The sequence below is a fragment of the Mucilaginibacter sp. JRF genome (assembly GCF_015223065.1).
GTDB lineage: Bacteria > Bacteroidota > Bacteroidia > Sphingobacteriales > Sphingobacteriaceae > Mucilaginibacter.
This window is the reverse complement of record NZ_JADFBY010000009.1, coordinates 91,781-118,766: the sequence shown is the minus strand read 5'-3', so window position 1 is coordinate 118,766 and position 26,986 is coordinate 91,781. Positions and strand designations below refer to the sequence as shown.

At 45.7% G+C, this 26,986-nt stretch carries 23 protein-coding genes and 1 tRNA gene; 8 read left to right on the top strand and 16 right to left on the bottom strand.

What is annotated here, in order from left to right; genetic code table 11:
- Window positions 1-4: 4 nt before the first annotated feature.
- Window positions 5-856: an endo alpha-1,4 polygalactosaminidase gene (locus IM792_RS18265; RefSeq protein WP_194103346.1), complete on the top strand. Its 852-nt coding sequence runs from the start codon at window positions 5-7 to the stop codon at window positions 854-856.
- 78 nt (window positions 857-934) lie between these two features.
- On the opposite strand, the gene IM792_RS18260 is transcribed toward IM792_RS18265, so the two are convergent.
- The 5 genes from IM792_RS18260 to IM792_RS18240 all read right to left on the bottom strand — a co-directional run bounded on the left by IM792_RS18260 (window position 935) and on the right by IM792_RS18240 (window position 9,088).
- Window positions 935-2,254, bottom strand: a complete 1,320-nt coding sequence (locus tag IM792_RS18260; RefSeq protein ID WP_194103345.1) for a hypothetical protein — start codon at window positions 2,252-2,254, stop codon at window positions 935-937.
- A 19-nt stretch (window positions 2,255-2,273) separates the two neighbouring features.
- The gene (locus IM792_RS18255) at window positions 2,274-4,673 is read right to left on the bottom strand and encodes a TonB-dependent receptor (protein WP_194103344.1); all 2,400 of its coding nucleotides are present in this window, start codon (window positions 4,671-4,673) and stop codon (window positions 2,274-2,276) included.
- Between the two features lie 229 nt (window positions 4,674-4,902).
- Window positions 4,903-7,098, bottom strand: coding sequence for a PepSY domain-containing protein (locus IM792_RS18250; RefSeq protein WP_194103343.1), 2,196 nt, complete (start codon window positions 7,096-7,098; stop codon window positions 4,903-4,905).
- 24 nt (window positions 7,099-7,122) lie between these two features.
- The gene (locus IM792_RS18245) at window positions 7,123-7,608 is read right to left on the bottom strand and encodes a DUF2271 domain-containing protein (RefSeq protein WP_194103342.1); all 486 of its coding nucleotides are present in this window, start codon (window positions 7,606-7,608) and stop codon (window positions 7,123-7,125) included.
- A gap of 4 nt (window positions 7,609-7,612) precedes the next feature.
- Window positions 7,613-9,088 (bottom strand): ankyrin repeat domain-containing protein, encoded by a 1,476-nt coding sequence (locus IM792_RS18240; protein WP_194103341.1) that lies wholly within the window; start codon window positions 9,086-9,088, stop codon window positions 7,613-7,615.
- A gap of 172 nt (window positions 9,089-9,260) precedes the next feature.
- Here IM792_RS18240 and IM792_RS18235 point away from each other — a divergent pair, with 172 nt between their 5' ends.
- From IM792_RS18235 to IM792_RS18205, 7 genes are all read left to right on the top strand, one after another.
- The gene (locus IM792_RS18235; protein WP_194103340.1) at window positions 9,261-10,226 is read left to right on the top strand and encodes an AraC family transcriptional regulator; all 966 of its coding nucleotides are present in this window, start codon (window positions 9,261-9,263) and stop codon (window positions 10,224-10,226) included.
- 206 nt (window positions 10,227-10,432) lie between these two features.
- Entirely contained in the window at window positions 10,433-10,717 is a 285-nt protein-coding gene (locus tag IM792_RS18230; RefSeq protein WP_194103339.1) for a hypothetical protein, read from the top strand.
- A gap of 156 nt (window positions 10,718-10,873) precedes the next feature.
- A tRNA-Gly gene (locus IM792_RS18225) sits at window positions 10,874-10,949 on the top strand.
- A gap of 130 nt (window positions 10,950-11,079) precedes the next feature.
- A complete protein-coding gene (locus tag IM792_RS18220; RefSeq protein WP_194103338.1) occupies window positions 11,080-11,430 on the top strand; it encodes a hypothetical protein in 351 nt (116 codons plus the stop codon).
- A gap of 19 nt (window positions 11,431-11,449) precedes the next feature.
- Window positions 11,450-12,724: a DUF3472 domain-containing protein gene (locus tag IM792_RS18215; RefSeq protein ID WP_194103337.1), complete on the top strand. Its 1,275-nt coding sequence runs from the start codon at window positions 11,450-11,452 to the stop codon at window positions 12,722-12,724.
- A gap of 99 nt (window positions 12,725-12,823) precedes the next feature.
- On the top strand, window positions 12,824-13,588 hold the full coding sequence (locus IM792_RS18210; RefSeq protein ID WP_194103336.1) for an SDR family oxidoreductase: 765 nt from the start codon (window positions 12,824-12,826) through the stop codon (window positions 13,586-13,588).
- 67 nt (window positions 13,589-13,655) lie between these two features.
- Window positions 13,656-14,564: a response regulator transcription factor gene (locus IM792_RS18205; RefSeq protein WP_194103335.1), complete on the top strand. Its 909-nt coding sequence runs from the start codon at window positions 13,656-13,658 to the stop codon at window positions 14,562-14,564.
- On the opposite strand, the gene IM792_RS18200 is transcribed toward IM792_RS18205, so the two are convergent.
- The 11 genes from IM792_RS18200 to IM792_RS18150 form a co-directional block, all read right to left on the bottom strand.
- Complete coding sequence (locus IM792_RS18200) at window positions 14,561-15,004, bottom strand: ester cyclase (protein WP_194103334.1); 444 nt, start codon at window positions 15,002-15,004, stop codon at window positions 14,561-14,563. The two genes, IM792_RS18205 and IM792_RS18200, sit on opposite strands and share 4 nt — an antisense overlap.
- Before the next feature lie 33 nt (window positions 15,005-15,037).
- Window positions 15,038-15,481 (bottom strand): hypothetical protein, encoded by a 444-nt coding sequence (locus tag IM792_RS18195; protein ID WP_194103333.1) that lies wholly within the window; start codon window positions 15,479-15,481, stop codon window positions 15,038-15,040.
- Window positions 15,482-15,505: 24 nt separating this feature from the next.
- Complete coding sequence (locus IM792_RS18190; RefSeq protein WP_194103332.1) at window positions 15,506-16,006, bottom strand: DUF6265 family protein; 501 nt, start codon at window positions 16,004-16,006, stop codon at window positions 15,506-15,508.
- Window positions 16,007-16,142: 136 nt separating this feature from the next.
- Window positions 16,143-17,186, bottom strand: coding sequence for an alpha/beta hydrolase (locus tag IM792_RS18185; RefSeq protein WP_194103331.1), 1,044 nt, complete (start codon window positions 17,184-17,186; stop codon window positions 16,143-16,145).
- Window positions 17,187-17,312: 126 nt separating this feature from the next.
- On the bottom strand, window positions 17,313-18,161 hold the full coding sequence (locus IM792_RS18180) for a helix-turn-helix domain-containing protein (RefSeq protein WP_194103330.1): 849 nt from the start codon (window positions 18,159-18,161) through the stop codon (window positions 17,313-17,315).
- Between the two features lie 92 nt (window positions 18,162-18,253).
- Entirely contained in the window at window positions 18,254-20,995 is a 2,742-nt protein-coding gene (locus IM792_RS18175) for a DUF5695 domain-containing protein (RefSeq protein WP_194103329.1), read from the bottom strand.
- A 95-nt stretch (window positions 20,996-21,090) separates the two neighbouring features.
- The gene (locus tag IM792_RS18170; protein WP_194103328.1) at window positions 21,091-21,990 is read right to left on the bottom strand and encodes an AraC family transcriptional regulator; all 900 of its coding nucleotides are present in this window, start codon (window positions 21,988-21,990) and stop codon (window positions 21,091-21,093) included.
- A gap of 118 nt (window positions 21,991-22,108) precedes the next feature.
- Window positions 22,109-23,353 carry an FAD-dependent oxidoreductase gene (locus tag IM792_RS18165; protein WP_194103327.1) on the bottom strand — a complete coding sequence of 415 codons (1,245 nt, stop codon included), beginning with the start codon at window positions 23,351-23,353 and terminating at the stop codon, window positions 22,109-22,111.
- Between the two features lie 44 nt (window positions 23,354-23,397).
- On the bottom strand, window positions 23,398-24,399 hold the full coding sequence (locus IM792_RS18160; RefSeq protein ID WP_194103326.1) for a 4-hydroxyproline epimerase: 1,002 nt from the start codon (window positions 24,397-24,399) through the stop codon (window positions 23,398-23,400).
- A 1-nt stretch (window position 24,400) separates the two neighbouring features.
- Complete coding sequence (locus tag IM792_RS18155) at window positions 24,401-25,984, bottom strand: aldehyde dehydrogenase (NADP(+)) (protein ID WP_194103325.1); 1,584 nt, start codon at window positions 25,982-25,984, stop codon at window positions 24,401-24,403.
- Between the two features lie 9 nt (window positions 25,985-25,993).
- Entirely contained in the window at window positions 25,994-26,932 is a 939-nt protein-coding gene (locus IM792_RS18150) for a dihydrodipicolinate synthase family protein (protein WP_194103324.1), read from the bottom strand.
- Between the last annotated feature and the right edge of the window lie 54 nt (window positions 26,933-26,986).

Sequence of the window (26,986 nt, the reverse complement as noted above, 5' to 3'; positions counted from 1 at the left end):
ACACATGTTCAACCATAAAACCTGGAGTTTATTCCTAATTCTAATATTCGCCACTGCCTGTAAAAAAGGCTCCGCAGAAAACGATACAACTAACACCGTAGACCCCACCGAATTACCCGGCGACAAAACAACCTGGTGGCAACCAACAGCAGGTGTAAGCTTTGATTGGGAACTGGACGACATCAGCTCATCAAATACCTTTAGCGGCAACGTGGTTGATGTTGATGCCTTTACCACATCTGCCGAAACTGTTGCGGCGCTGCACGCACAGGGTAAAAAGGTGATCGCCTATCTTTCTGTTGGTACTTTTGAGGATGACAGGCCTGATGGTTCCTTGTTACCTAAAGAGGTGGTAGGCAAAAAATATGATGATTGGCCGCACGAAAAATGGCTGGATATACGCCAGATCGAGAAATTAAAACCCTGGCTTAATTCACGTTTTAACATGATCCTCAAAAAAGGCTTTGATGCTATTGAACCTGATAACCTGGATAGTTACTCCAACACAACCGGATTTAACATCAGCATTGAGGACACCAAAAGGTATATCGACTTTTTGATAACCCTGGCGCACAGCAACGGCTTGGGTATCGGCCAAAAGAACGTACCGGATATCACCGCGCAATATGCCTCAAAATTTGATTGGGCACTTACCGAGGATGCCTTTAAACAAGGCTGGCAAAACGATTTGAAATTATACATCGATCTCAAGAAGCCCGTGTTTTCGACTGAGTATAACGACGAAACATCCGAAAAAACATTTGATTCGCAGTACTGCCCTGCTGCCGCTGGTTTGGGCTATACCATCATCCTGAAAAAGCGTGATCTGGATGCATGGGTGCATAAATGCCAGTAAAAGAACTATCAACTAAATAGAAAAGGGTATCCAATAATTTGGATACCCTTTTCTATTTTTAGAGCTTGTTATTATTTCTTAGAACACGCCAATGTAGTGGTTACCGGTTTTGTTAACCAGTTTAGCGCCTTTGGTTAAGGCACCGGTACGGCTGTTCATGATGTAGATGTTACCATCTTTACCAACAGGAGTTACAGCTACAAAAACCTCGTCGCCATTAACTACAAAGCCCTGGTATTGGCCAAAGCTCAGGTCTGCATCCTCTGGTATGGCTACTTTGGTAGCTGTGCGCGCGTTAAGGTCAACACGGGCAATATAACCACCAGCGTCGGCAATACTGTAAGCTACGTAAGCTATGCCGTTACCTGCATATCTCCAGGCATCAACATAAGTACCGGTTACACCTAAAGCAGCGTCAAGGCTAAATACGTAGCTGTTATCGTACTCATTGTTTTGACCAATTTTCAGGATGTGTGAACCGTTTAGGCCATTTTGCGTAGCCTGGTAAATGTTGCCATCCTCAGCCAAAAACGCGTTAAAGCTGCGGTAACCGTTAGTATTACCCTGGCTAACAGTTGATGAAATGATCTTTGGATTTTTCAGTGAAGGGTAATCAACCACTAATGATTTTGAGCTGATCTTTACTGTACCTGAATTGTCTGACTGGCCGGTTGCAGGGTCGTATTTGCTGCGCGATACACCGATGATCAGCTTATCACCTGCACGGTTCAATACCGGGCCATCTAAACGACCGATGTAAAAGCCCTGAGCTTCTTCCTCTGCCGAAAGCGGAATTTGATATTGCTCGTAAGTTTTGATACCGGCTTGCTGTAAATTCAATGATAATATTGTTGAGGTACCTCTGGCATAAGCGTAGGCTCCGTTCGCGCCGGTAGTGATCTGTACGCCTGATACATTAACAGCGATACCGGTTTGGTCGTTATCAAACAACTTTAACCAACGTGGTGATGCTGTTGCATAGCTTGATATATTCACCTTATCGCCCAGCTCATTAAATTGACCGCCACCTGCTACCTGGTATTTTGAAAACTCGCCACCATTAGGGCCTGTGTAAGCAATGTTAAAAAGGGTGCTACCATCTATTGATGATTGCAGGCGGGCAGTACGTTGCGACCTAACCTGAAAACCATCATCATATACACTGATTGATTTATTAGGATCTTTAGCATCGTTAACGTTCACCGAGTATACCATGGTACCGCCGTTACCGTCGCCCGGGTTTGTACCCATTAACGCGCCCGAAACAGTGATCCATCTATCAGCATCGCCAAGGTCTTCGCCCGGGGTAACTTCATCATTATTTGATGAGCAACCTGCCATGCCCATGGTAGTTGCAACGGCTCCTGCCATCAGGAGTTTTAATAATTGTTTTTTCATATTCTTATTCACTTTTATTTTACAGATTATTTATGGAGTAATTCAATTTGAGGTAGAAGGCCCTTCCCGGTTTTTGGGCGGCAAAATTATCGTAAGCCTCTTTGTTAAATATGTTTTTGGCATCAAAGCTTACCACTATCCTTTGGCTTGGGAAACGGTAGCTCATACCCACATCCTGAATAAATTGCCTTGGGGTAACATTGAACTCATCGCGCCTTAGCTGCCAGATGGTTTCAAATGGATGCACGTAGCCAAAGTTGTAGTACACATTCATGATAGATTTTTTGCTGATCACATCATCAAACCTGTACTGTACATTACCATTGCCGGTAAAGAACGGCTCATTAGGTATCTGCCTGCCATCGTAGTTCGAGGCCGGATCTTGCAACAAGGCATTGAATTTTGACACGTTCAACACCACATTAAGCTTTTGAAAAACATAATTCACTTCGGCCTCAAAACCTATTGAACGCACGCCAGAAAGGTTTACGTTGTTAGAGGTTTCCATATTGGTAATGGCCCTGTCGCTTGACAGCATCACGATCTTATCCTTGGTATCCCTCAAAAAACCACCTGCCGATACGGATACTTTGTGTCCGTTTAAGTTATATGAACCCGCACGTACGCCCAGGTTAAAGTTGTTGCTGATCTCGGGGCGAATGGATGGGTTAGGCAACAGGTTATCGGCCTGGTTACCGAATATCTCCGACTCGCCGGGCATTCTCACCGCTTTCTCGGCTGAAGCTATCACTACAAAGTTGGGCTTAAGCGCGTAAGATGCTGCAAAACCATAGCCCGTAGTATTCCTGTTGTCGGTAGTTACCCGTTCAACACGTGTAGGCTGACCGTTAACTGTTTGCTGTATCGGGTCCATCCTGTCAATTTTTTGCTGATATAGTTTACCAAACAGGTTGGTTATTAAACGGCCGTCAAATAGCTGCGCTTCGTATGATAAGGCCGAAACATTTTTGGTCAGATCGCTGGTTGAAAAATAATTACGCTCAAGCACCGTGCGCAGCGCGTCAAAATCCTGCCTGTCAACCACGTAAAACATGTGGTTAAATACCACTTTATGATTTTCGGCTACATTATAGCTCAGGCTTGATCGCAGGGTGGCTATCTGCCTGTCAATAGTATTCATGGTTGGCGCACCTTGTTGTGCTCCACCAAGGGTGCGTAATGGCTCCCCACGTATACCTATAACCGGCTTGCCATCCCAGTTATAGCGATAGCTTACCGTATCCTCTATATATTGCTTCCTATCGCTGTAAACACCGTTAAATGTAAAGTTGAGGCCTGGTAAAAACAGGTCGTTCTTTTTATAATCCAGCCCGATAACATTAGCGTTCGATCTGGAAAACCTGCCCATGTACGGCCTGCTCATGTACTGGCCATGCTGCACCTCATCATAAGTGTGCGAGTAGTTATAGTTGATGATGAAATTATCAGCCCATTTAACATCGGTAAAACCAGCCTCTAAACGACCACCATATGAGCGATAGGCATCATTAAAACGTTTGCCGCGGGTTTCAACCATGGTGCCGTTAGGTTGTTCGTTACGTACAAACTGGCCCCATACCTCGTAATCATTATCGGTGTAGCTGTAAAAGCCTGATCCACGCACGGTGAAGCCCGTTGCAGGGTCGCGGTACATACCGGTAAGGTCAGCTTGCTGGGTGTTGAATGAGCCGTATGATGCCGAAGCGATCAGGTTACTGCGCATGCCGCCTTTCTTCAAGATGACGTTGATACCGCCGCCTAAAAAGTCGCCTGATAGGTGCGCCGGTAATACGCCTTTGTATATCTCGATACGCTCAATAAGCGCGGGCGGAATATTATTAAGGTTGAATGATGAGCCATAGGTTGATATTTCGATACCATCAATAAATATCCCGATGGCACGGCCCGACATACCGTTCAGGTTATAATTAGCATCAGAACCCAGACCACCACTTTGGCGCACCCTTACCCCTACCGTTCTGTTCAGCAGTTCGTTTACCTGTAAATTACGCAGCGAAGCCTCCTTGGTATCAACCACATTTACGGCAAAGCCCGATGTTTCTATCTTGCGCTTTTCGGTTTTGGCCTGAACTACTACCTGCGTAAGCTCTTTATCTTTCGGGGCTTTTACGTGGGCGTTGGCAACTGTCTTATCGCCGGTAACTTTAACCTTGATAACCTCGGGTAGTATGGTTATTGATGTAATGCTGATGGTATACTCGCCATGCTTAACTTGGTTAAACTGGTATTTGCCATCTTCATCAGTAACGGCCATTTTGTTGAGCTCTTTGATCACCACGGTAGCACCATCAACGGGCTTGTTGTTATGATCGGTAACCCGGCCGGATAATGTTGCGGTTTGCGCCAGCGCGAGGGTTGATATGCACGAAAAAATAATCAGGAGTAAATAGTGCTTCATTTATTGCGTTTCTTTTCTGAAACTTATTTGTAATAAGTCTAAATAATAATGGATTGCCGCAAAGATAGAAGCAGACAATGACGGCATCGGGAGAATAAGTAACGCTAAAGGGAGAAATTACAAGCCGTATTTCGTAAATACCGAATAGGCTATAAGGGGATAAAAAACAACGGCCGGCATGTTCATAAACACAGCCGACCGCTATAGCTATATATTGATTATCAATAAATTAATAACAATCCATCAATATCTGGCCGCGGCCCTGGTAATAGCTTACCTCATGGCCGTTGTAGTTATGGCAAATGGTTTCGAGCAGGGCGATCACATCTTTTTGCATAGATAGTGAGCCGCAAAGCATTAGTGTACCGCCTTGATGCAAGGTATCGAACACCAACCCGGCATCACGCTCAAGCAAATGTTTAACATATTGTTTTTCACCCTCGCGCGAGTAGGCTACATTCAGCTTACTCAGCTTTTTATCTGTTTTATTTTGGAGCAATTGCTGCTGATACAGATCGAAAGAAGTTGTGCGCGGGAAACCGCAATATAAATGGCAATCTATCTTTTTGCTATTGCTATCAATCATACCCAAAAATGGCGCTATACCCGTTCCGTTTGAGATGAGTATAACCCTTGATGCCTTATCGGGAAAGTAAAAGTGCGCGTTGCTTACAATTTTGGCCTTGATAACATCGCCCGAATTAAGCCCGTTCAAAAACCCCGAACCCAATCCATGCTCGTGCATGCGCACGCTCAGCTGCACATCCTTACCTATTTTACCGATGGAGTACAGGCGTTCGCGGTGATCATTTGCCGGGTAAATGGCCAGCAAATCGCCGGAACGGAACTTTACAGATCGCCGGGTTTTCATGCGCACCATAAAGGTTTCTTCGGGATGCACGATGTCGGTTTTTTCAAGTACCGAAAGTGTTTGCAATCGCCTGATATCCTGTTTAAATACATCAGGCGATATCTCAACCGGCACCTCAACCATTTGCGACCATAGCGCAGCCCACTGGCTAAACTCCGCAGGCGAACGATCATTCACCGTATGGATCTCCAATAAAGGTGTAGCCCAGGGCTGTGCCGACAAGGCATTATTGGCCTCGAACGCAAACCGGCAAAAATCAGGATAAGCCTTTGAGCCGAATCCCAGCACTGAGAACTTTATCGTATTTGGCTGCGGATGCTTGTCGAGAAGTTTGATAAATTTAGCTGCATTGGTAGGCGCATCACCTAAACCGTACGTAGCGGTCAATACAACAATATGCTCCGCCCTGGCGAAAACGTTATAATTGTTCAACTCGGTAATAAAACTCTTTTCGCCGCTTTTAATAAGCTGTTGGTGTATGGCCCTGGCAAAGGTAAATGTACTGCCCCCCTCCGAGCCTACTAGGATGATGAACTTACTCTCGCTGGCTTTGTATTTATTTTTTATGCGGCCGGTTCTGCGTTTCAGCGTGATCACAAAGCCCGAATAGATAAAGAACAAAATATTTGCCGAGGCAACAGCCAGCACCAATGCCCATATAAAGCTATCGCGACCGGTATGCAAACTCAAACTCAGGTTGGCTAACAACACCTTTTTAGGATATAGCACCTCGCTGATCACCTCGCCTGTTATCTGGTTAACTACTATCTCCCTGTCCTTAAGTTTCAGGGTAAAATAGTCCTCCACATCCTCAGAGAACGGGAATTCTATAGTTTGAACATCGGCAAGTTTGGTGGTTTTAAATACCGCGAAGTCTGTTAGTTTCTTAACCGGTTCTGATTTTAGCGCATCAAAATCGATGTTATGCTTGATCTTTACTTCGGCATCTTCATTATACTTATCAAGCGTTAGCCAGGTACCTGTTGCCGATATGATTATGATGGGTATGAGCAGCAATCGCCCTAATAACACGTGGTAATATTTGGCAAAGTCCTCTTTAACTATTTTATTAAAAAATCGCTTTAAACCCTTTTGCCGCTGTATAACCAGCACCATGCCCGATGTGGCTATCAGGAACAACAAAAAAGCCACCACGCCCATAACTATACGCCCGGTTTCGTGCAAAAATAGGGAGCGGTGCAGGGTGGTCACCCACTGGAAAAACTCGCTTGGCTTTTCAGGTTCGCCCAGTATTTGGCCGGTGCGGGCATTAACATATACGCCAGCATCGTTACCGGCGGTATCAATCCCCTTTACAATTACAAACTGGTTGGCATCTACAGTAACATCAATTATTTCCGTAAAATTCTTTTTTATTGCAGGCAGCGTTTGCGCTACGGTTATTTGGCTAAAATTATCGGTACGGTAAGGCTGTGTTTTTTGCGATAGAGGCTCAAAAGCAAGTATACAACCGGTAATGGCGGCCAGGGCTATAAATAAAAAAGAAGATACAGCCAATGCTAAGTGGCTGTATCTCCATACGGAAATAGTCATATTTTAATATTTCGAATAACGATATTAGTTAGCGCTCAGTCGCACGTATCTGATAAAGCCTGTGCCCTCGGTTTTGGCGGCAAGGCCTGCCGTGGTCAGGTCAACTTCCAGATCCTTCACATAGTACTCCTTGTCCTCAACAGCGGTTTCAAAACGCAGTTTATAACCGGCGTTTATCTTTGAGTCCTCAATTTCCAAAACCTTCACACTCCTGTCGCCTCCGGTTACTGATGCACCTGTGATTGCGCTGATGTTGGTTGGCTTACTTTTGTAGAACTTATGCCATTCCTTTAAATCGCGGTACCATTTTTTGTCGGAACCCATTACGTACAACGTTTTCTCGTAAGCGCCCTTGCTGTTCACTAATGATACTACGATGTAAGCGCCCTCGCCCATGTAATTGGTCATCTGTATAAGGCATTTATACTTTGTGCTTTTTTGAGCGAATGATGCTCGCGGCCCGGCAATGATCAACAACAGCACAAGGCATAATTTATATAAGTTATTCATGTTATTACTTCAAAAAATCAATTGATATTTTATTCTTTGATAAGGTTTCGTTCTCTGCCGCAAGGTCGTAGGCGGTTTCTTTCATATCGGTAGCTATATCCTTTTTGGCGCCACTGGCTACCAGCTGCTTAAGCAGTTCATCATCCTGCGCTGCCATGGCGGCTTTGTGCAGGGCGGTTAAACCATCCTTATTTTTGGCGTTGATATCTACCTTGAATGGCTCTATCCATTGCAGCAGCTTGGCGTTGTTTTTAGCCACAGCCAGGTGATACAGTGTGCTGCCATTTTTTTGCGGAGCAGCAAAGTTGAAGCCCTTGTCCTGCAATATTTTCACTTTAGGTTCAAAGGTTGATGGGCCACGCATTGAGCCGTAGGCTTGCAGCAGATAGTAAGCCAGGTTATCGCCATTGGCATCGGTAACGTTTATATCGGCACCTTTGCTTAGCAGCAAACTAACAGCCTCGGGCGAGTTACCGCGCACGGCCATAGCCAATGCCGATACCCCCTTTTTATTTACCTGGTTGATGTTTTTAACCAAACCGGTCAGCATGGTCAATACCTCAATATCGTTATTGGTGGCGGCAGCAAACATGAATGGTGTGTTACCCTCGTTATCGGCCTTGTTTACATCAACTCCTTTTGATATAAAATAGTTGATCAGCTCGGCTTGCTTTGGCCTGCGCACAACAGCATGCAGCGCGTTCTCGCCATTTTTACCGATGGCGTTAGGCTTTATCTTTAAGCTTTCCAGATACTTGAACACCTCGATACCGTTCGAGCCGCCCCTTGAACCTTGTGCCGCTATCAGCATGGCATTGTCGGTATACTTTACACCTTTCTTGATCAGGGCGTTCATCAGCTCAATGTTACCCCCACGGGCAGCATAGTTAAAAGCGGTGTTTCCCTGTGCATCGGTACTGTTGAGTGACAGGCCTTTGGCGGTAAAGTAATCGGTCAGTTTGAAATCCTTATCGTTAGCTATGGCTAATAAAAGCACGTTTGCACCATCGTCATTTAAACTTTTCTTTAAGTCGACTCCTTTGGCGATCAGGATATCATACACCTTGGTGTTTTGCTGACCGGCAGATGCCGCGAAGTTCAGGGCGGTGTAACCGTGGCTATCTTCCAGATCAACCTTTGCGCCTTTATCAACCAAATATTGTACTATTTCATCATTCCCTTTTGAAGCCGCCCAAAACAAGTAGGTACGGGCATCGTGCGTTAGCTTAGTAACCTCGTTACCAGGTTGAGATAAAAGGAATTTAATAGCCTCGTTTGATGCACCGGCATTAATAGCATAAACCAACGGGTCGAAATGGTTGGCGGTGAATTGCGCCGGGTCATTACCTTTTTCTATTTCGGCTTTTATTTTGGCTACATCGGGTTCGCCTTTCCAGAATGCGGGCTCGAGCAGGGTGTTTTTTTGCGCGCTGGCATTTAAGGCAGCAGCTACAAAAAGCATGGTAAACAGTTTTTTCATTTTATTTAACAGGGCATTAAATGTTGTGCAATGTGTAATGTAATGGTGGTATAAATGCCGGTATTTTGGCGTCTACTCCTTTTACGCTGCAATAATAGTTGTTTTTATTTAGACAGATTATAAATAATCTGTTATTTTTGTTCCAAAGATATAAGTCATCACCACCAACAACATGACGCAAAAGGGAGTATCAATAACGGCAGAGGGAGAAACTGCGCGCAAGCTACAGCATGCGCACCAGCAACACGTGCAGATATTATTCTGGCGAAAGGTGGGCAGTATAACCAGTCAGCTAATTGATATTTCGGGCAATGAGGAATGGGGCGGCGCCGTGGTGGAGAAGCCTGTAGCCAACCTGTTATTTTTTACCGCGCGCAACAGCAATGGCGTAAAATACCCCGACCTGAAAGGCTATCAGCATAACCTGATATTGTTTACCGATAACAGCATGTTTCGCCAATGGCAGGCCGAGGGACATAACGAAGTACTGTGTATACGCATCAGCATTAATTTTTTAAAGAGATACATACCGCCCAATACAGCTTTTGATGATCTGAACCAACAGATAGCGGATAACCTGCCCGGTATATTAAGCGCTACCCATTTGGCCCTTACGCCTAATATATCGGCAGTGATAAATGAGATACTGGCCTGCCGTAAGAAAGGCGTTTATCGTAACTTTTACTTGCAGGCTAAGGTGATCGAGCTGCTTGTACTACAGTTTGAGCAGTTTGAGCATCATGCAACTACAGCACACAAAGAGCTTGACGTACCCCTGTATGTTAAAAAGATGAACCTGGTGCGCGATATATTGCTGGACGACCTGAACACCGACCTATCCTTAAAAGAGCTGGCCAATAAAGTTGGCACCAACGAATTTGACCTGAAGAAGAACTTTAAAAAGGTTTTTGGCAACACCGTTTTTGGTTACCTGCACCAGTACAAAATGGAACGCTCAAAGCAACTACTGCTAAACGCCAACAACAAAATAGCCACCGTAGCCGAACTTATGGGCTACAAACACGCCACCCACTTTACCAACGCCTTCAAAAAATACTTTGGCTATTTGCCTAATAAACTGAAACTACTTTTGCTGCTACCGTGGTCGGAGTTGGAAGGTTTGTTTGGGTTGGTGTGATTAGGGTTGGATATCACAAGTGGCATGCTTGCAACAAGTTGAATAATAACGACTTTTTTTGGGAGAATTTAATAACGTGAATATTAACAGTAGTAGTATTATGCTTTTTATCTAACTAATTGGATGTTATTGTGCAACCACAGACAATACCCCATAAATTTGCCTTCCAACGACAACTTATCGATATTAGCCCCAAACAATCATCCATGACATTAACCGAATTCGAAACCTCCCTGAAAGCCGAGCAGCCCAACAATAGTATATCAATACAATTACAAAGCCTTTGGTACGATGGCAAAGGCGATTGGCATAAGGCGCATTCGCTGATAGATCATCTTACTGATCGTGAATCGGCATGGGTACACGCCTACCTGCACCGTAAGGAGGGTGATATTTGGAATGCTGATTATTGGTATAGCAAGGCCGGGAAAAACCACCCTGCTCTATCGCTGCAACAGGAATGGGAGCAGTTGGTGGCGTATTTTATTTGATAAAAAACACACAACCTTTTAATTCACAACAACATGCAAATCGGGTTCAAAAGCATGTAAAATCATCTCTCAAAAATTTTTAAATTTTTCTCACTATTAATTTATAAAATTCTATATTTGCCACCCCAAACCGATAGACGTTTCGGTTTAAAAAATGCGAAAGTAGCTCAGTTGGTAGAGCACGACCTTGCCAAGGTCGGGGTCGCGAGTTCGAATCTCGTCTTTCGCTCCAAAAACATAAAAATCCTTTCCCTCCATAGGCGAAAGGATTTTTTATTTTACACCTCTCTCCCACTTCAACTGCACAATCTTTTTATGGCGGATAGCAAAAATCTGCTTTCTATCCGTTAACATTGTATAAAATGCAAGAGTACTTTAGCGATTTTACTGATTGGCTTACCTCCTTTGGCGATGAATATGATGTTGACCCGTTAACGCTCGGCATCCTGTACCTCATCAGCAAGCCATCATTCATCGGCTGCCTGATATGGACGGCTAACCGGGCAAGGTTAAAGGCACCTGTGCTGGTACCTATCCTGTTTTCGGCTATGGCGTTCAGCATTCCATACGTATACATCATTATTGCCGGGCGTAACATACCCGTGTGGGTTTACATATTTATTGCCTGCATGTTTGTGTACGGGGCGTACACTATCCGTAAAAAACTCAGCGAAAGGGCATCTGCGGACAATACATCTACCACAAAAGAATAACACCTAAGCATCTGCAATTATGAAAAGATCGTTCATCGTATCAGTCTTATTAATATGTATCGGCTTTTCTGCAATGGCTGCCGATATTGTTATTCCGCTTGGAGGCAATGCCTGGGTACATGGCGGCAAGGCGAAGATAACCGATGAGGGTTTGGTAAACTGGACCAGCACAAGCACGATAACCACAATCTATTTCCGATCGAAAAAAGCCACCTCACTAAACCTGCTGCTCGAACTTAGCGTACCAAATGGTAACAGCGAAATATCATTAACCGTTAACAAACACAAAATTACTCGCAAAATACAGAGTGCTACTTTGCATGCTGTAGACATGGGGCAATTCACTGTAGACAGCAGCGGATATACCAAAACCGAGATACGTGGCATTAACAAAACGGGCAGCGTTTTCGCCAACATAAAAAGCCTGATCATTAAAGGCATCGCACTATCGGATGTAAACTATGTGGTTAACAACGAGGGTAACTTTTTCCATTGGGGACGCCGCGGGCCATCGGTTCACCTAAACTATTCTTTGCCTGATGAAATGAAAACGGGTGCCTCCTGGTTTTACAACGAGGTAAGTTCGCCAATAGGAATGGATAAAATTGGCAGCTACTTTATGGCCAATGGCTTTTCTGTTGGGTATTTTGGCATGCAGGTAAACTCGGCTACCGAGCGGCGCATACTGTTTTCGGTATGGAGCCCGGAGGAAACCGACGACCCGGCGAGCATTCCGGAGGAGAAACGCATCAAGCTAATCAAAAAAGGCACCGGTGTACATACCGGCGAGTTTGGCAATGAAGGCTCGGGCGGGCAAAGCTACCTGGTTTACCCCTGGAAGGCTGGTGCTACCTACTGTTTTTTACTACATGCCGAGCCTGATAGCTCAAGCAACTCCACCATTTTCACGGCATGGTTCAAGGCCAAAACCGATAAACTATGGCATTTGATAGCCGGCTTTAAGCGCCCGCAAACCAATACCCTGCTAAAAAGCCTGCACTCCTTTGCCGAAAACTTTGAACCCGATCACGGCGATGAAACCCGAAAAGCCGAATACGGCAACCAATGGATAGCAGATATCAACGGCCGCTGGACGGAGATAACCCAAGCCAGTTTTAGTGCCGATAATACCGCGCGCAAAGCATACCGGGTTGATTACTCGGGCGGTGTTGGGAACAATAAATTCTACCTGCGTAATTGTGGCTTTTTTAGTGATGTTACTCCCATAGGTCAGCTTTTTAAACGGACAGCGACTAAGGCCGCGCCTGATATTGGTCTGAAAAAACTGCCGTAAAAAAATATCGATTATTTGAATTTCACAAATAACGGATTGATTGTTATAAACGCCTGATGTGGTTTGAGCACCATCTTTGTGGTATAAAATATCATGACGATGGAAAGCACCAATAAAATAGCCCTGGTAACCGGCGGCAGCCGCGGGTTGGGCAAAGACATGGCTTTACGCCTGGCCGAAAACGGCATTAACGTTATACTTACCTACCATAGCAAAGAGAAAGAAGCGCAGGACGTTGTTCAGCAAATTGAACAAAGCGGATTGAAAGCGGCAGCGCTACAATTAAACACAGGCGATATTAAAAGCTTCGACGGTTTTATTAGTCAGCTTAAACAAACACTAAATACCGCGTTTAATGCTGATAACATTGATTTCCTGGTAAACAATGCAGGTATAGGCGGCTACTCGGCAATTACCGATGTTACAGAGGAGTTTTTTGATGAGCTGCTGAACATCCACTTTAAAGGTGTTTACTTTTTGACACAGAAGCTGTTAAGCACCCTGAACAATGGCGGCAGCATCATCAATATATCCAGCGGATTAACCCGGGTAACCGTACCTAACTCATCGGCATACGCATCTATGAAAGGTGCCATTGAGGTATTTACCCGCTATTTGGCTAAAGAGTTAGGCCCACGCGGTATCAGAGCCAATATTGTTGCCCCCGGTGCAATACTTACTGATTTTGGCGGGGCTCATTTACGTAATGATGAAAACCTGCAAAAATTCATCAGCAGTGTAACGGCTTTAGGTCGCCCGGGTGTGGCTGAGGACATTGGTGGTGTGGTGGCATTTTTATGTACCGAGGCATCGCGCTGGGTTAACGGTCAGCGTATTGAGGTGTCGGGCGGTATGGCATTGTAAAAGCAGCAAATGCCCCTGTACAATTATACAGGGGCGTTTTACGTATATTTGATATTAACAAACCACTATGGAGCTCTTTACCAGCCTCGAAGAATTTTACCGGCGCAACCTGGCGCAATTGCCAACGGACATTGCCAAGGACGTAGGGCACTTTAATGTTTTTGAAACCGAAAAGCTGTTTGATAAAAACAACGGTAACCGCATAATGCCTTACAGCCGCCGGGCTTATTATAAAATTAGCTGGCTCAACGGTAGAAGTCGCGCCGAGTTTGCAGACAAGGTGATCAATATTGAACGCAATGCCCTATTATTTGCCACACCGAAAATACCCTACCATTGGTTACCGCTGGATAGCGATCAGGCAGGTATGTTCTGCATATTTACGCTGGACTTTTTAGCGCCGGGTAAATCGGGTGTGATACTGGATGATCTGCCCCTGTTTCAGCCCGGGCAATTGCCTGTTTTTCAGCTTGGCGAGCAGGAGAACGAGGAGATACAATACATTTTCAGGAAGATGCTACGTGAGATAAACAGCGATTACAAGTTTAAGTACGATCTGCTGCGAAATATGGTGCTTGAGCTGATCCATTACGGGCAAAAGCTGCAACCCATGTCGGCATTGGGTACATCGCAAAATGCCGCGCAGCGCATTACCTCCATTTTTATTGAATTACTTGAAAGGCAGTTCCCCATTGAATCGCCTGATCAGCGACTGGCCTTACGTTCGGCTACAGATTATGCCGACCGCCTGGCACTTCATGTAAACCACCTCAACAAAGTATTAAAGGAAAGCACCGGCGATACTACTACCCAGCTCATCACCAAACGCATTATGCAGGAGGCCAAGATACTACTCAAACAAACCGACTGGACCATTGCTGACATTGCCTACTCTTTAGGCTTTGATGATTTGGGCAATTTCTCCAACTACTTTAAAAAACAATCGGGATATACGCCACTGGAGTTCAGGGTCTAAATTCTCGCCGCTTCATTCTTTGTCAACTGGCTCTCCATTCCTTTTCTATCTGTTTGCAACCAGTATTCCACTATTTTACCATCAGCAACACGGTAAACAGCACTGGTATATTCAATAAGTGGCAACCCTGTTGCTTTATATCCGTCAATATCATTGGTATGAATACCGTTTTGTATCCAACGGGCATACACTTTATCGCCATCAGCAAGCAGTTCGGTAACCTCCAGCTCAAACCTGCCAAATAAGTCTAAAAACTCCCTAATGTGTGCCGTATAATTATCGGGCGTGCGCTCAACCGTAACCGGATTTTCGGCCTGTATTTGATGGGCGAGTATTTTATCGGCCATGTATAATCCGGCATTTTCAGGATGTAAACCGGAACGTACCTCAGCAAGGAATTGTTGTACTATTTGTTTTGGGGATAATGTAGTCAGTGACATTTTGAAAAATAGAATCAGTTTTTTTAAGACGGATCAAAATACAGAAGAATTACTTCTGCCAAGTATTTTTCCTGTAAAAAAACCTATAAAAAACAAAACACTTATCACTCCATTCAAAACTCCGTCCATGTTAATATTATCAAAATTATCGCTTGAACAAAGCTTTACATAGTTAAAGTATTCAATAACCAGCACAGCAAAAAATGCCGGTATAAAAAACTTCACATTCCTTATCTCAAACAATAAACCCATCAATATCAACAGAATAAATGCAGGTCCGATAATGCCAAAAAGAACATACAATACATATCCAATAAAATAATAGAAAACTCCGTGATCGCTTTCGGCAGCGGCATCTATTACTAATGTTTTAAATCGATCATTAATAAAAGCAAGAATAAAAAAGAAGAACAGGTATTTGGTTACACAGTAATAGATAAGGGATTTTAATCCCGGTTTTTGTTTAATGACTGCCATGCCGCTGATCGATGCCTAAAAATATCATTTCACCCTGTTAAACACAAACAGATCAACAAAAACCCATTTACCATCCTGCTCGCTGCCGCGGGCTATTACAAATTGGTTGGCCGAGCGTTTTTCGTATAATATACGCAGGGTTTCCTCGCCCTCTTTTTGGAATATGGCGCGGCCTTTGGTGGCTTCTACAAATACATAACGATCTTGCTTGTCTTTCTCCTCACTACCTATTAATCCGGGTTGAAAGTGCTTAACCATTGAGGTTAGCCCCTTATCGGTTTGCTCGTAGGCCAGTATCTCATACAGGTCGGGCTTATCGCCTTTCATCATCCGCATAAAGCCTAAAATATTTTCGCCATGCGGTGGCAACCACGAGCCTTCAATAGTACGGCCATCCGGTGTGATGGCTTTCCAGTTACCTTGTATAAAAGCAACATCAGCTACCGAGCCTTTTCCGGTTTGCGCATACGCGGTTGAAATGCTGAACAGTAAAGTAAGCAGCAGGTAAATGTACTTGTGTTTCATAGTTATATTATAATTGGTTGATGGCTGTAAATTAAACAATTACCCAAACATGCTCAAAATTTATTCGCCATCGGCACAAAACAAAAAAGCACCGGGTTCAGTACCCGATGCTTCGCATTATTGATTATGTTGGAGATTATTTGAGTGCTTTTTTAATTTCGGCAGCGGCTTGTAACATGGCTGATTGTGTGCCCGGTACGGTTGCCAGCGGGTTAAGCAAACCCCAGTCGTGTATCATGCCATTATAACGGGTAGCGGTAACTTTTACACCAGCTTCGTCAAGCTTGCGGGCGTAGGCTTCACCTTCATCGCGCAACACATCATTCTCTGCGGTTTGTACTACGGCAGTTGGCAGACCTTTTAATTGTTCGGTAGTGGCTTGCAATGGTGAAGCGTATATTTCTTTACGGGCGTTTTGGTCGGTAGTGTAGTTATCCCAAAACCATTTCATCATGTTTTTGGTCAGAAAACGGCCTGTAGCGAATTGGTTGTATGAGCCTGTTTCAAAATTAGCATCAGTAACCGGCCATAACAGTACTTGCAGCTTAATTTCGGGGCCTTGTTTGTGTTTAGCCATTAGCGCAACAACGGCGGCCATGTTACCACCAACGCTGTTACCTACAACGGCAAGGCATTTACCATCAACACCTATCTCGTTACCATGTGCGGCTACCCATTTGGTGGCGGCATAAGCCTGGTTAATGGCCGTAGGATATTGTGCTTCGGGCGATGGGGTATAATCAACAAATACAGCGGCAGCACCTGAATTAACTACCAGGTCGCGCACCAGGCGTTGATGGGTGGGGAAATCGCCCAGTACCCAGCCGCCGCCATGAAAAAACATGAATACCGGCAATGTACCTTTACTATTCTCGGGTTTTACAATATGCAGTTTGATCGACTGGCCATCGGCTTCTATTGTTTTATCAGTTACGGCGATGCCAGACAGATCAACCTTTACTGATGATTGCGCGCCGGTAAGCACCGCGCGGGCATCAACCGGGCTAAGCTGCTCCAACGGTTTGCCGTTACCTGAATTTAATACATTTAAAAATGCTTTGGTATTGCTTTCAATATGCGGATCGGTTGCAGGGTCGGCTACCTGTGCCACGGCTGAGCCGGTTAATGCGATGGTTAAAATTACTGCTGAAACGCCTTGTGAGATAGTTTGAGTTTTCATGACTTTGTTTATGTTTTAATTATTACGTTTAATTGAACACAACAAAGGTATGGCGCCAAACAAAGCCACTCAATGCACGGTTTTATACATGTATTGCACTTTTTTCCCCTTTGGACAAAAAATACGCTAAACCGCTTCTGTTTGCTGGTAATGTTGTCTGAAATTTTGCGGTGATGATGAAGTTTGGTTAGTAAACAAGCGTATAAAGTACGATGGATCATCGTACCCAAGCTTATAGCCAATTTCTTTTACGCTAAGATCGGTATGTACCAGCAGGCGTTTTGCTTCGAGGATGATGCGGTTCTTTATAATATCATTTGGAGTACTGTCGGTGTATCGGGTAATGCGTTTGTTGAGCGCCTTGGGTGTCATGTTCAGCAGCTCGGCGTATTCGGCCACGGTATGATGCTTAGTATAATGCCATTCCACCAACTGACTGAACTTGCGTGAGAACTCCACCTCCTGTTTAGCCTCATCGGTTGAGGTATTGTGCTGTACCTTATATATACGTGTTGCTTTGATGATGATGCTTTTAAGGAGGATGCGCAGCATTTCTTCCATGCTGGAGTCATCGTGCGCTATTTCTTCCTTTATCTCGGCTATGATAGATCGCATAATGGCAGACTGTTCATCGCTCAGCATAATTACCGGTATCTCGTACACGTTATGAAACAACAACCCATCGCACGATACCTCTTTATCGTGAATAGCTACGCAATAAAAATCGCGATTGTAGTAGATCATGGTACCCCGGCTATTATCAGCTATTTGATAATACTGGCCTGAACTGATAAAGAATAAGGCATCCTGCTCCAACCGGTATTCCTTAAAATCGACCGTAACACTGCCGCCTGCCGCTATAAATGCAACCTTAACGCTGCCCGCGAATTCAGGGTGCAAAGCATGCGCATCAGCCGTGGCATCAATATCAAAATAACCAAATTGCTTAAAGGCGAATTGCTTGTAACGGGCCATAGTTTAAAACAGGAATAAATACCCTGCAAAAATACGCAAAAACAACAACGCCGGGTATTGTTTATACCCGGCGTTGAACTTATGAACGAATACTATTTGCTTAACAGCGTAAAGCTACTTGCGACCTTGCTGTTTAGCTTAATTACGTAAGCACCCCGCACTTTGGTTTGCGGTAAGCGGTATTTATTATCACCACCCTCAATATGCAGGTAGGCTGATGGTGTGTAAGCATCCGCCTTATCGAGCGTAAAACTTACCGCGCCTGTTTTTTTATTGTACGATATGGTTTTGAACTTACCGGCATCCAACGTTAACCATAGCTTTAATGGCGCAATAAACACCTTTGATCTGGCTGCTGTGGTTACAGCTACATTCACCACATTGCCTTTTGTGATTAAGTTACCACCAAAGGCCAGCCAGCCAAAGATAGCATCGTTAACTATGTAGGTCGCGGTATTTACGGCGTAGCCAAAAAAATTAGGCCCGTAATCGCCGGAGAGGTAATCTATCCTCAAGGTTGACGGGAACGAGTGGAATGCCGCCGGGCCAAAGCCATCCTCGGTAATATTTGATATGGCACCCAGCGTACCGCCGTACCCTACCCGCAGCAAATACAGATCATCAGGCTGACTGCGGTAACCGGTAAGCACAGGTATGGCATTGAGCCCCGAGCCGTAGTGGTGCAACTGGCGTTCCACGCGAGATAGTTTGCCGCCATACAAAAAGTCCCAATAACGGCGTGCCGAACCGTTGTATCCCCAATGCGGCACGGTTGGCATGTAGCCTAAAATAGCATTAAGGGTTACCAGCGCCTTGTCATCATACCCAAAGTATTTTGACCATACGTAAACTTCTTCCTGCCCGGTTGAATCCCAGGGCATTTCGCTACCGAACGGATATTGCAGCGTACGCCAGTGATCAGCACGCTTGCGCATGGCGACTTCCAACCGGCCTGCCATTTCACCCCAGCCTTCGGCTTTCAGATCCTGCACTATCAGGTAAAACACCGTGCCCTCCATTTGCCCAAACTGCGCATAATATGGCGCCAGGCTGATCATGGCCATACTGGTGCCATAGGCATTGGTTAAATACCATTGCCAGTTATACTCGCTCACCAATCCTTTATGGTTACGCGCCAGGCGGTACAAGGCCCAATGCGCCGCGGCCACGTGCGGGTAGTTGTATGACCGACCTATATCATCAGCGCCTTTTTTATCCCACGCTGCCCACGTTTTGTAGTTAATACTGTCGCTGTAAGTACCGGCAGGCATATTCTTAGGATCGTAATAATATAGGCTTTTTTTAACGCCGTATTTCTCTTTACCCTCGCTGTGCTGCAAGCCGCCCCAAATGGTGTGGTTAACAAATTGCTGTAGCTTTTGTACTTCAGTTTTATCGGGTTGAATTACCTCCTTCATCATGGCACCTAACCAGCTGCCTGCGCCGCCCTCATCGCTCAGGCCAACTATCCAGGCACGACTATCCTGCAATACCTTGGCTTTCTTCTCGTAATCGTAGGTAATTACGGAGTTGTTACGACCAAACAGATCCTTGTCATTATGATACCATTGTTTGGTGGTCAAAAAGTTGCCAAAATCTTTCACCACTTGTTCTTCGGGTTTTATTACTTTGTAGCTGATGGTTTGCTTTAAGCCATCGGCATAAGTAACAGTAACCCTTGCCCTGCCCCGCAAATTGCCCTTAACCTGATAGGCCGACCATCCGGCGGGAGCATCATTCAATTTGGTAAAAGTTAAGGCACCTTCGGGTAGCACTTGTATAGATTGCACCTGCTTATTATAATTCAGGAACAGCTTACCATCCACATCCTGTGGAATAATGTAGCCCGGTACACCCATAGCTACGGGGCGGTTATTGGCTATCAATGTTTTCTCGATATCCCTTATCGCGTCCGCCAAAATAAATTTTACGGCGTAATGGCGCGTTTCGCCGGGCTTGAGGGTAAACGAGGTCGGTTCATTCCAGGGTTCGGCTTTTTTCCATTCCTTGTCAGCATAGGCTTTGCTGTGTACCATCCACTCGTAAAAGCCTTCAAAATCAATACCTCGTGGGGTTGAGTCATCCAATAGCGGATTGTATGCTTCAAAAGGCGTATTACCATCGGGCACAACCAGCAAGGCGGGGCCTTCGCCGCTTAGGCGGGTAACCTGTAAATAGCCTGCGCCGTTGCCTATGTAGGGGTCGTAAAACACACATTCGGCATGGGCTTTTTCCAATGACTTATCCTGAAGTATATTATTGAATATCATCGGCATACCTAACGCCCCAATCTCTACTGCCTTGGTTGATGTATTGGTTAACGCGAATTCCAATATCAATTGCCCGTTTCGCTGTTTCCAAAAGCGCTCAACCTTTAGCGGGATATCGGCAGGCAAGGTGGCGGCCAGATCAGCAGCGGCTAATACGGTATCGTTTATAGCCAGCGCCTTAACCGGGGCACGTTTAGTGGCTGAGGAAAAACTTTTCCAGGCTGTATCGCCCTCCGTTTTAAGCCTGATGTTGATATCGCCTAACTGGTACAAACCATCGCCGCTGCGCTGCTTTAACTTGTCGGCAGGGATGTAATCAAAACCTGTGGCAGCTTTGGGCTCAAGCCCGGCCACAGTCTGCGATGCCTTTACCAGTTTCAGGTTAAAAGCTGATGTATTATAAGCATCAATACCGGCTTCAATACCTAACGTTGATGGCTTTTTTGACAGTGCATCCCAGGGCGATTGGGCATTGGCCAGCGTACAGTTTAGCATTAACACGCCCGCGATAATTGCCAAACGTCGGTTTATGTATTTTTTAGGGGATATGTAGAATAGTACCATATTTAAATGAACCTGCTTTTATCAGGCTATAAAAATACGGCTGTAGCTAAAGCGTATTCGGCTGTAATTTGCCAAATAGTAGTCTGTTTTTAACCTTATGCGGTTTGCGAAAGATTGTTGATATTGTTGAGGTAATTATCCAGGTACTCGCGTGGCGAATTACCCGTTACCGATTTAAATACTCGGTTAAAGTTGGTGATACTTTTAAAGCCGCATTTAAAGGCAATTTCTGATACGTTCTCGAACTTATGCGAGGTCAATCGTTTACAGGCCTCATTTACCCGTACCTCATTTAAAAAAGATACAAAGGTGTGCCCGGTGTGCTTTTTAAAGTAGCGGCAAAATGATTCGGAGGTCATGCAGGCGGCACGGGCAACATCATCAAGGGTGATGGCTCCGTTGTAGTTCTGCATAATATAGTTGTATATATTACCTATGCGGATGCCTTCGTTTTCGGCCATTGATGGCAGATTACCATGAGTGGATAACGCTTCGGGTTTGCCCTCAACGGCTACCATGCCCTGCATCAGTTCCAGAAAATGCAGCAGCTTTTTACTGCCCGAGGCTTCACGAACCTGCATCATTATGGCGGCAATGGCATCGCAATTAGCAACCGGTATTTTAAAGCCTTGTGTATGCTGATTTAAAAACTGCTTTACCGGGCGCAGCTCCGGCAACTCGAACATGGATGAAAGTATACCATCCGGGTTAAAGAAAACCGTTAATGCCTTTACCGGCCTGTGATCTTCGGACTTAAAATAATCGGGATTACTTTTAAACAGATGCGGCAGGTTAGGGCCTATGTAATAGATCTCGCCCGCAGTGTAGGCGTGCATGTTATTTCCGGCTATCAGCGTACCCTCTCCCTTTTGCACCCAGGTAAGCTGCGCCTCTTTATGGCGATGCAGATGCGGGTAATGGTAAGGCAATTCCACCTGATCGGTTATCACACTTTTATCGTGCGCTACAGGTATGGTGAATTGCAATACTTTCATGTTGTTAATATCAGTTAACCGAAAGTACCAATTTACTATTTTATCCCTAAAAAACAAAAAAGGCTCGCACCTATGTTAAAATATTGCTAACATAGGGTGCAAGCCTGATAAAATACTGTTAAAACCTGTTTGGCGAGAACGCGTCGATATTGATCTCTGTTTTGCTGCCATCAACCACCTGCTTAACCAGCAAACCGGTTGCCGGGCCAAGGCTCAGCCCCATCATACCATGGCCGGTTGCTACCACCAGGTTGCTGTATTTATTGCTGCGACCAATGTAGGGCAAGCCATCCGGCGATGACGGGCGGAAACCGAACCATATATCCTGCTCGGCAGGAACTTCGGGGTGCAGGTCGGGGAAGTATTTGGGTATCGATTCAACTATACCCCTCACCCTGTTCATGTTAATGTTATTGTTGATCTTGCCCAGCTCCATCGTTCCACCGTAACGGATGCTGCCATTCATGGGTGTAATGGCTACGCGGGCCTCGCAAAGCAGGGCCGGTATCTGCATACGCTGCTGCGGCTCAGGCACCATAAATGAGTAGCCTTTACCCGGCATCAGCGGTACGCTAATATCAACCATTTTAGCTATGGCCGGCGACCATGAGCCACCCGCAATAATATACTGATCGGCATCCCAAACCTTGCTGCCGGTAAATACCTTTGATATTTTACCCGCGGCGGTTTCAATACGGGTAACCTCGGCATTACGTTCAATTTTTACGCCGTTGTTTTGCAGATAATTTACCATCAGGGCTATCAACCTGTTAGGGTATAAATGCGCATCGCAACGGTAGTGCACCGCGCCAAGCACATCAAGAGCCAGGTTTGGTTGCAGGGTCCGGCATTCACCGGCACTTAAAACGGCCATATCCAAACCTAACTCACGGGCTTTTTCGGCCAGATGCGCTTCTTCCTCGCCTGCCTTTTCGGTTTTGTAGAACATCAGGATGCCCTTTTCAACCAAACCGAAATCAAAACCGGGCTGAGCGTTAAGTTCTTCGTATAGTTTTTTGCTCAATAATGATATATCCAGCAATGGTTTTGCCGAGCGCTCCACATGCGCATTGTTGGCATGTTTCAGGAATTTCATCCCCCATGATATCAGCTCACCACTTAATGATGGTTTTACATAAAAAGGGCTCTTGCTGTTAAACATCCAGCGGATGCCTTGCTGCACCATGCCCGGCGCTGCTAAAGGTATAAAGTGGCTGGGCACTATCATGCCCGCGTTACCGAACGAGCAGTTATCGCTCAGGTCGCCTTTTTCGAGGATGGTAACCTGATGGCCTGCCTGCTGCAAATAATAGGCAGAGCTAAGCCCCATGATACCCCCTCCGATAATAACTATTTTTGACATATTGATAAAAGGCCACCTCGCGGCAACCTTATTTTAAGCTTGATTTAAATAACCTGGAAACCGTGCGCGTATGGGTCTTCATCATCAATTTTGATGGTGTTGTAGCCGTATACCTTTGCCCAACCCTCAATACCGGGTACAATGGCATCAATATCGCCTATCTTCACTTCATCCTCAACCGTGCCGGTGAATTTACTGCCGATAATGCTTTCGTGGATAAACTGATCGCCCTTTTTCAGCTTGCCTTTAGCATGCCATTGCGCCATACGTGCCGAGGTACCGGTACCACAAGGCGAACGGTCAATGGCCTTATCGCCATAAAAAACGGCGTTGCGGGCAGTAGCATAGTCAGATAAGGTCGCCCCCGCCCACAGCACATGCGTACAGGTGTTTATGGTTGGGTTTTGCGGATGCACAAAATTATACTTCTCGTTAATGCGGGTACGGATGGTACGGCTCCAGCTGATGAGCTGCCCGGCGGTATAATTCTCCAAACCGCTAAAATTCTCCTGCGGATCAATGATAGCGTAGTAATTACCTCCGTAAGCTACATCAAAAGTCAGCTTACCCAGATCAGGACACTCTACTTCCAGGTTTTCAGCAGCTAAGTAAGACGGTACGTTTACCAACTTTACCGAGGTTACCTTTTGGCCCACTTGTTTATAAGAGATAATGACCAATCCGGCAGGTGCTTCCATGCGGACCACGCCCGGAGTTTTGGGTTGTATCAATCCCTCCTCAATAGCTATGGTGATGGTACCAATAGTACCGTGCCCGCACATGGGCAGGCAACCGCTTGTTTCAATGAACAATACGGCCACATCATTCTCCGGATCATGTGGTGGATAAAGTATACTGCCCGACATCATATCGTGCCCGCGGGGCTCGAACATCAGGCCGGTGCGTATCCAATCGTACTCTTTTAAAAAGTGCTGACGCTTTTCGCTCATGTTATCGCCCTTGAGCTGAGGGCCGCCACCTGCAACCAACCGCACAGGGTTACCGCAGGTATGCGCATCTATACAGAAAAAAGTTTTGCTGCTCATGTTATTGCTTCGTCCATTCGTTATTCACCTGCCTCCAAATGCCCAACGGGTTGCTGCTTTGCAACTCGTCCGGTAAAAGGCTATCCTCCCAATCCTGCCATGCTATGGGGCGCACAAAACGATAGATAGCGCCCGTACCTACCGAGGTAAAACGGCTATCACTCGCCGCAGGGAAAGGCCCGCCATGCTGCATTGCCGCGCAAACCTCAACACCGGTTGGTACGCCGTTCAAAATAACCCGGCCTGATATATCTGCCAGTTTATCAAGCAAAGTAGCATAAGCCGCAAGCTCCTCTCGCTCGGCCATAACGGTAGTGGTGAGCTGTCCATCGAGAGTATTTACCACAGCTTCAAGCTCCTGCACATCATCAGCCACAACGAGTAATGACCAAGGGCCGAATATTTCTTCCTTAAGTTTATGGTTGCTGATAAAATCGCTCGCCTTAACGCTGGCTACTGTGGCTACCGATTGGTTACTAAGTTCCTTATTAATATTGCCCGATCGCGCTATCACCTCAATACCAGCCTCACCAACCACACCTTGCGACAGGTTTTGATAATTTTGCCAGATCCCCGGCGTAAGCATAGTAGCTGATGGCACAACTTCAATGGCTTTTTTCAGGTTATCAATAAATACATTCAAGGCATCCGACTTAACAGCCAGTATCAACCCGGGATTGGTGCAAAACTGACCCGCGCCCAGGGTGATAGACGCGGCGTACTTGGAGGCCAGTGTTTCGGGTTGTTTATTCAATGTTTCAGGCAATAATATTACCGGGTTGATGCTGCCCATTTCGGCAAATACAGGGATCGGTTCCTTACGATCGCGGGCCATATCAACCAGCGCCATACCACCTTTGTACGATCCGGTAAACGCTACCGCTTTAGTAAGCGGATGTTTCAACAATGCGGTGCCTACGGCATAGCCTGAATCATGCAACAATGAGAATACGCCCTCGGGCATACCGGCCTTTACAGCCGCTTTGCTGATGGCTTCGCCAACCAGGGCGCTGGTACCGGGATGTGCAGGGTGCGCCTTTACAACCACCGGGCATCCCGAAGCTAAGGCCGAAGCCGTATCGCCACCGGCAACAGAAAACGCCAGCGGGAAATTACTCGCCCCAAAAACCACTACCGGGCCAATGGCCTTGTACATGCGGCGTAAATCGGGCTTGGGTAAGGGTGCACGCTCGGGCAAGGCGGTATCAATAACCGCTTCAACCCACGAGCCTTCTTCCACCAGATCAGCAAACATGCGTAACTGGCCGGTTGTGCGGCCCATTTCGCCTGTCAACCTGGCTATTGGCAAACCACTTTCGGCCGAAGCACGGTTAATTAATATTTCGCCTAAAGCGTTTATTTCTTCGGCTATCGTGCGTAAAAACGTAGCCTTTTTTGTGTTCGATATATTTTTGTAGCTGCTGTAAGCCTGTTGTGCGGCCTGCATAGCCTGCTCAACCAATTGCTCATCGGCCACCTCAAAATCGCCCTCAAGGTGCTGGCCTGTTGATGGATCAACAGCCTTAAAGCGCTCGCCCGATAATGATATGTGTTTACAGCCTACAATATTTTGTGCTTTGATCATTCGTCAAATTTATAAACTTACCGCGTCTAATCTGCCCCAACTTCCTTCAGGTAATTGCGGGCGGTTGGCCAAAGCCTCGTTAATAACCGCTAATACCCTTTCGCGCTCGGCACCTTTTAATGGCAGGCGTGGCGCGCGGGTTTGCTCAGTACCAATACCTGTGGCAACCTCGGCAAGCTTAATGTATTGTACCAGTTTGGCATGAATATCCAACTCCAATACCGGCAAAAACCAACGGTGTATAGCGATAGCCTCATCAACACGACCGGCCTTTATCAAACGGAAAATAGCAACGGTTTCTTTCGGGAAGGCGTCAACTAAACCGGCAACCCAGCCATCGGCACCCATAATAATGCTTTCGGTAGCTATCGGGTCAACACCTGTCATTATCTTGAAACGGTCGCCGAAGCGGTTGATCATGCGGGTAACGTTCATTACATTACGGGTTGATTCCTTAACGGCCTGAATAGTTGGGTAAACCGAAAGGCGCTCAAACATATCCAGCGTAACCTCTATCTTGTAATCAACCGGGTTATTGTAGATCATTATCGGTAGCGGGGTACTCTCGGCAATGGCTGAGAAGTAGGCAATGGTTTCGTCCTCATCGGCATTATAACGCATTGGGGGCAATACCATCAAACCATCAGCACCAAGCTCATAGGCTTTTTGCGCAACGCGAATGGCCGCACGGGTTGATTGCTCTGCAATGTTCAGAATAACCGGCACGGTACCGTTAACTAAACTTAATGTATGGGTAAGCAGACTGAATTTTTCGTCCTCGGTCAACACACTTGCCTCACCTAACGAACCACCTAATATTATACCCTCAGCACCGGCTTCAAGCTGTGCCTTTATGTTTATGTCAAAAGCATCAAAATCCAGTTGATCGTCCGCAGTAAACTTGGTTGTTACTGCCGGGAAAACACCTTTCCAGCTAAAATTTATCATCTCGTAATTAATATTTTTTATACAAAAGTAGTTTTAAAACACATGGCTGCTTCA

Coding starts and splice junctions, on each gene's coding strand:
- IM792_RS18265 (WP_194103346.1), top strand. CDS start 5: ATGTTCAACCATAAAACCTGGAGTTTATTCCTAATTCTAATATTCGCC.
- IM792_RS18260 (WP_194103345.1), bottom strand. CDS start 2,254: ATGAAAAAACAATTATTAAAACTCCTGATGGCAGGAGCCGTTGCAACT.
- IM792_RS18255 (WP_194103344.1), bottom strand. CDS start 4,673: ATGAAGCACTATTTACTCCTGATTATTTTTTCGTGCATATCAACCCTC.
- IM792_RS18250 (WP_194103343.1), bottom strand. CDS start 7,098: ATGACTATTTCCGTATGGAGATACAGCCACTTAGCATTGGCTGTATCT.
- IM792_RS18245 (WP_194103342.1), bottom strand. CDS start 7,608: ATGAATAACTTATATAAATTATGCCTTGTGCTGTTGTTGATCATTGCC.
- IM792_RS18240 (WP_194103341.1), bottom strand. CDS start 9,088: ATGAAAAAACTGTTTACCATGCTTTTTGTAGCTGCTGCCTTAAATGCC.
- IM792_RS18235 (WP_194103340.1), top strand. CDS start 9,261: ATGACGCAAAAGGGAGTATCAATAACGGCAGAGGGAGAAACTGCGCGC.
- IM792_RS18230 (WP_194103339.1), top strand. CDS start 10,433: ATGACATTAACCGAATTCGAAACCTCCCTGAAAGCCGAGCAGCCCAAC.
- IM792_RS18220 (WP_194103338.1), top strand. CDS start 11,080: ATGCAAGAGTACTTTAGCGATTTTACTGATTGGCTTACCTCCTTTGGC.
- IM792_RS18215 (WP_194103337.1), top strand. CDS start 11,450: ATGAAAAGATCGTTCATCGTATCAGTCTTATTAATATGTATCGGCTTT.
- IM792_RS18210 (WP_194103336.1), top strand. CDS start 12,824: ATGGAAAGCACCAATAAAATAGCCCTGGTAACCGGCGGCAGCCGCGGG.
- IM792_RS18205 (WP_194103335.1), top strand. CDS start 13,656: ATGGAGCTCTTTACCAGCCTCGAAGAATTTTACCGGCGCAACCTGGCG.
- IM792_RS18200 (WP_194103334.1), bottom strand. CDS start 15,004: ATGTCACTGACTACATTATCCCCAAAACAAATAGTACAACAATTCCTT.
- IM792_RS18195 (WP_194103333.1), bottom strand. CDS start 15,481: ATGGCAGTCATTAAACAAAAACCGGGATTAAAATCCCTTATCTATTAC.
- IM792_RS18190 (WP_194103332.1), bottom strand. CDS start 16,006: ATGAAACACAAGTACATTTACCTGCTGCTTACTTTACTGTTCAGCATT.
- IM792_RS18185 (WP_194103331.1), bottom strand. CDS start 17,186: ATGAAAACTCAAACTATCTCACAAGGCGTTTCAGCAGTAATTTTAACC.
- IM792_RS18180 (WP_194103330.1), bottom strand. CDS start 18,161: ATGGCCCGTTACAAGCAATTCGCCTTTAAGCAATTTGGTTATTTTGAT.
- IM792_RS18175 (WP_194103329.1), bottom strand. CDS start 20,995: ATGGTACTATTCTACATATCCCCTAAAAAATACATAAACCGACGTTTG.
- IM792_RS18170 (WP_194103328.1), bottom strand. CDS start 21,990: ATGAAAGTATTGCAATTCACCATACCTGTAGCGCACGATAAAAGTGTG.
- IM792_RS18165 (WP_194103327.1), bottom strand. CDS start 23,353: ATGTCAAAAATAGTTATTATCGGAGGGGGTATCATGGGGCTTAGCTCT.
- IM792_RS18160 (WP_194103326.1), bottom strand. CDS start 24,399: ATGAGCAGCAAAACTTTTTTCTGTATAGATGCGCATACCTGCGGTAAC.
- IM792_RS18155 (WP_194103325.1), bottom strand. CDS start 25,984: ATGATCAAAGCACAAAATATTGTAGGCTGTAAACACATATCATTATCG.
- IM792_RS18150 (WP_194103324.1), bottom strand. CDS start 26,932: ATGATAAATTTTAGCTGGAAAGGTGTTTTCCCGGCAGTAACAACCAAG.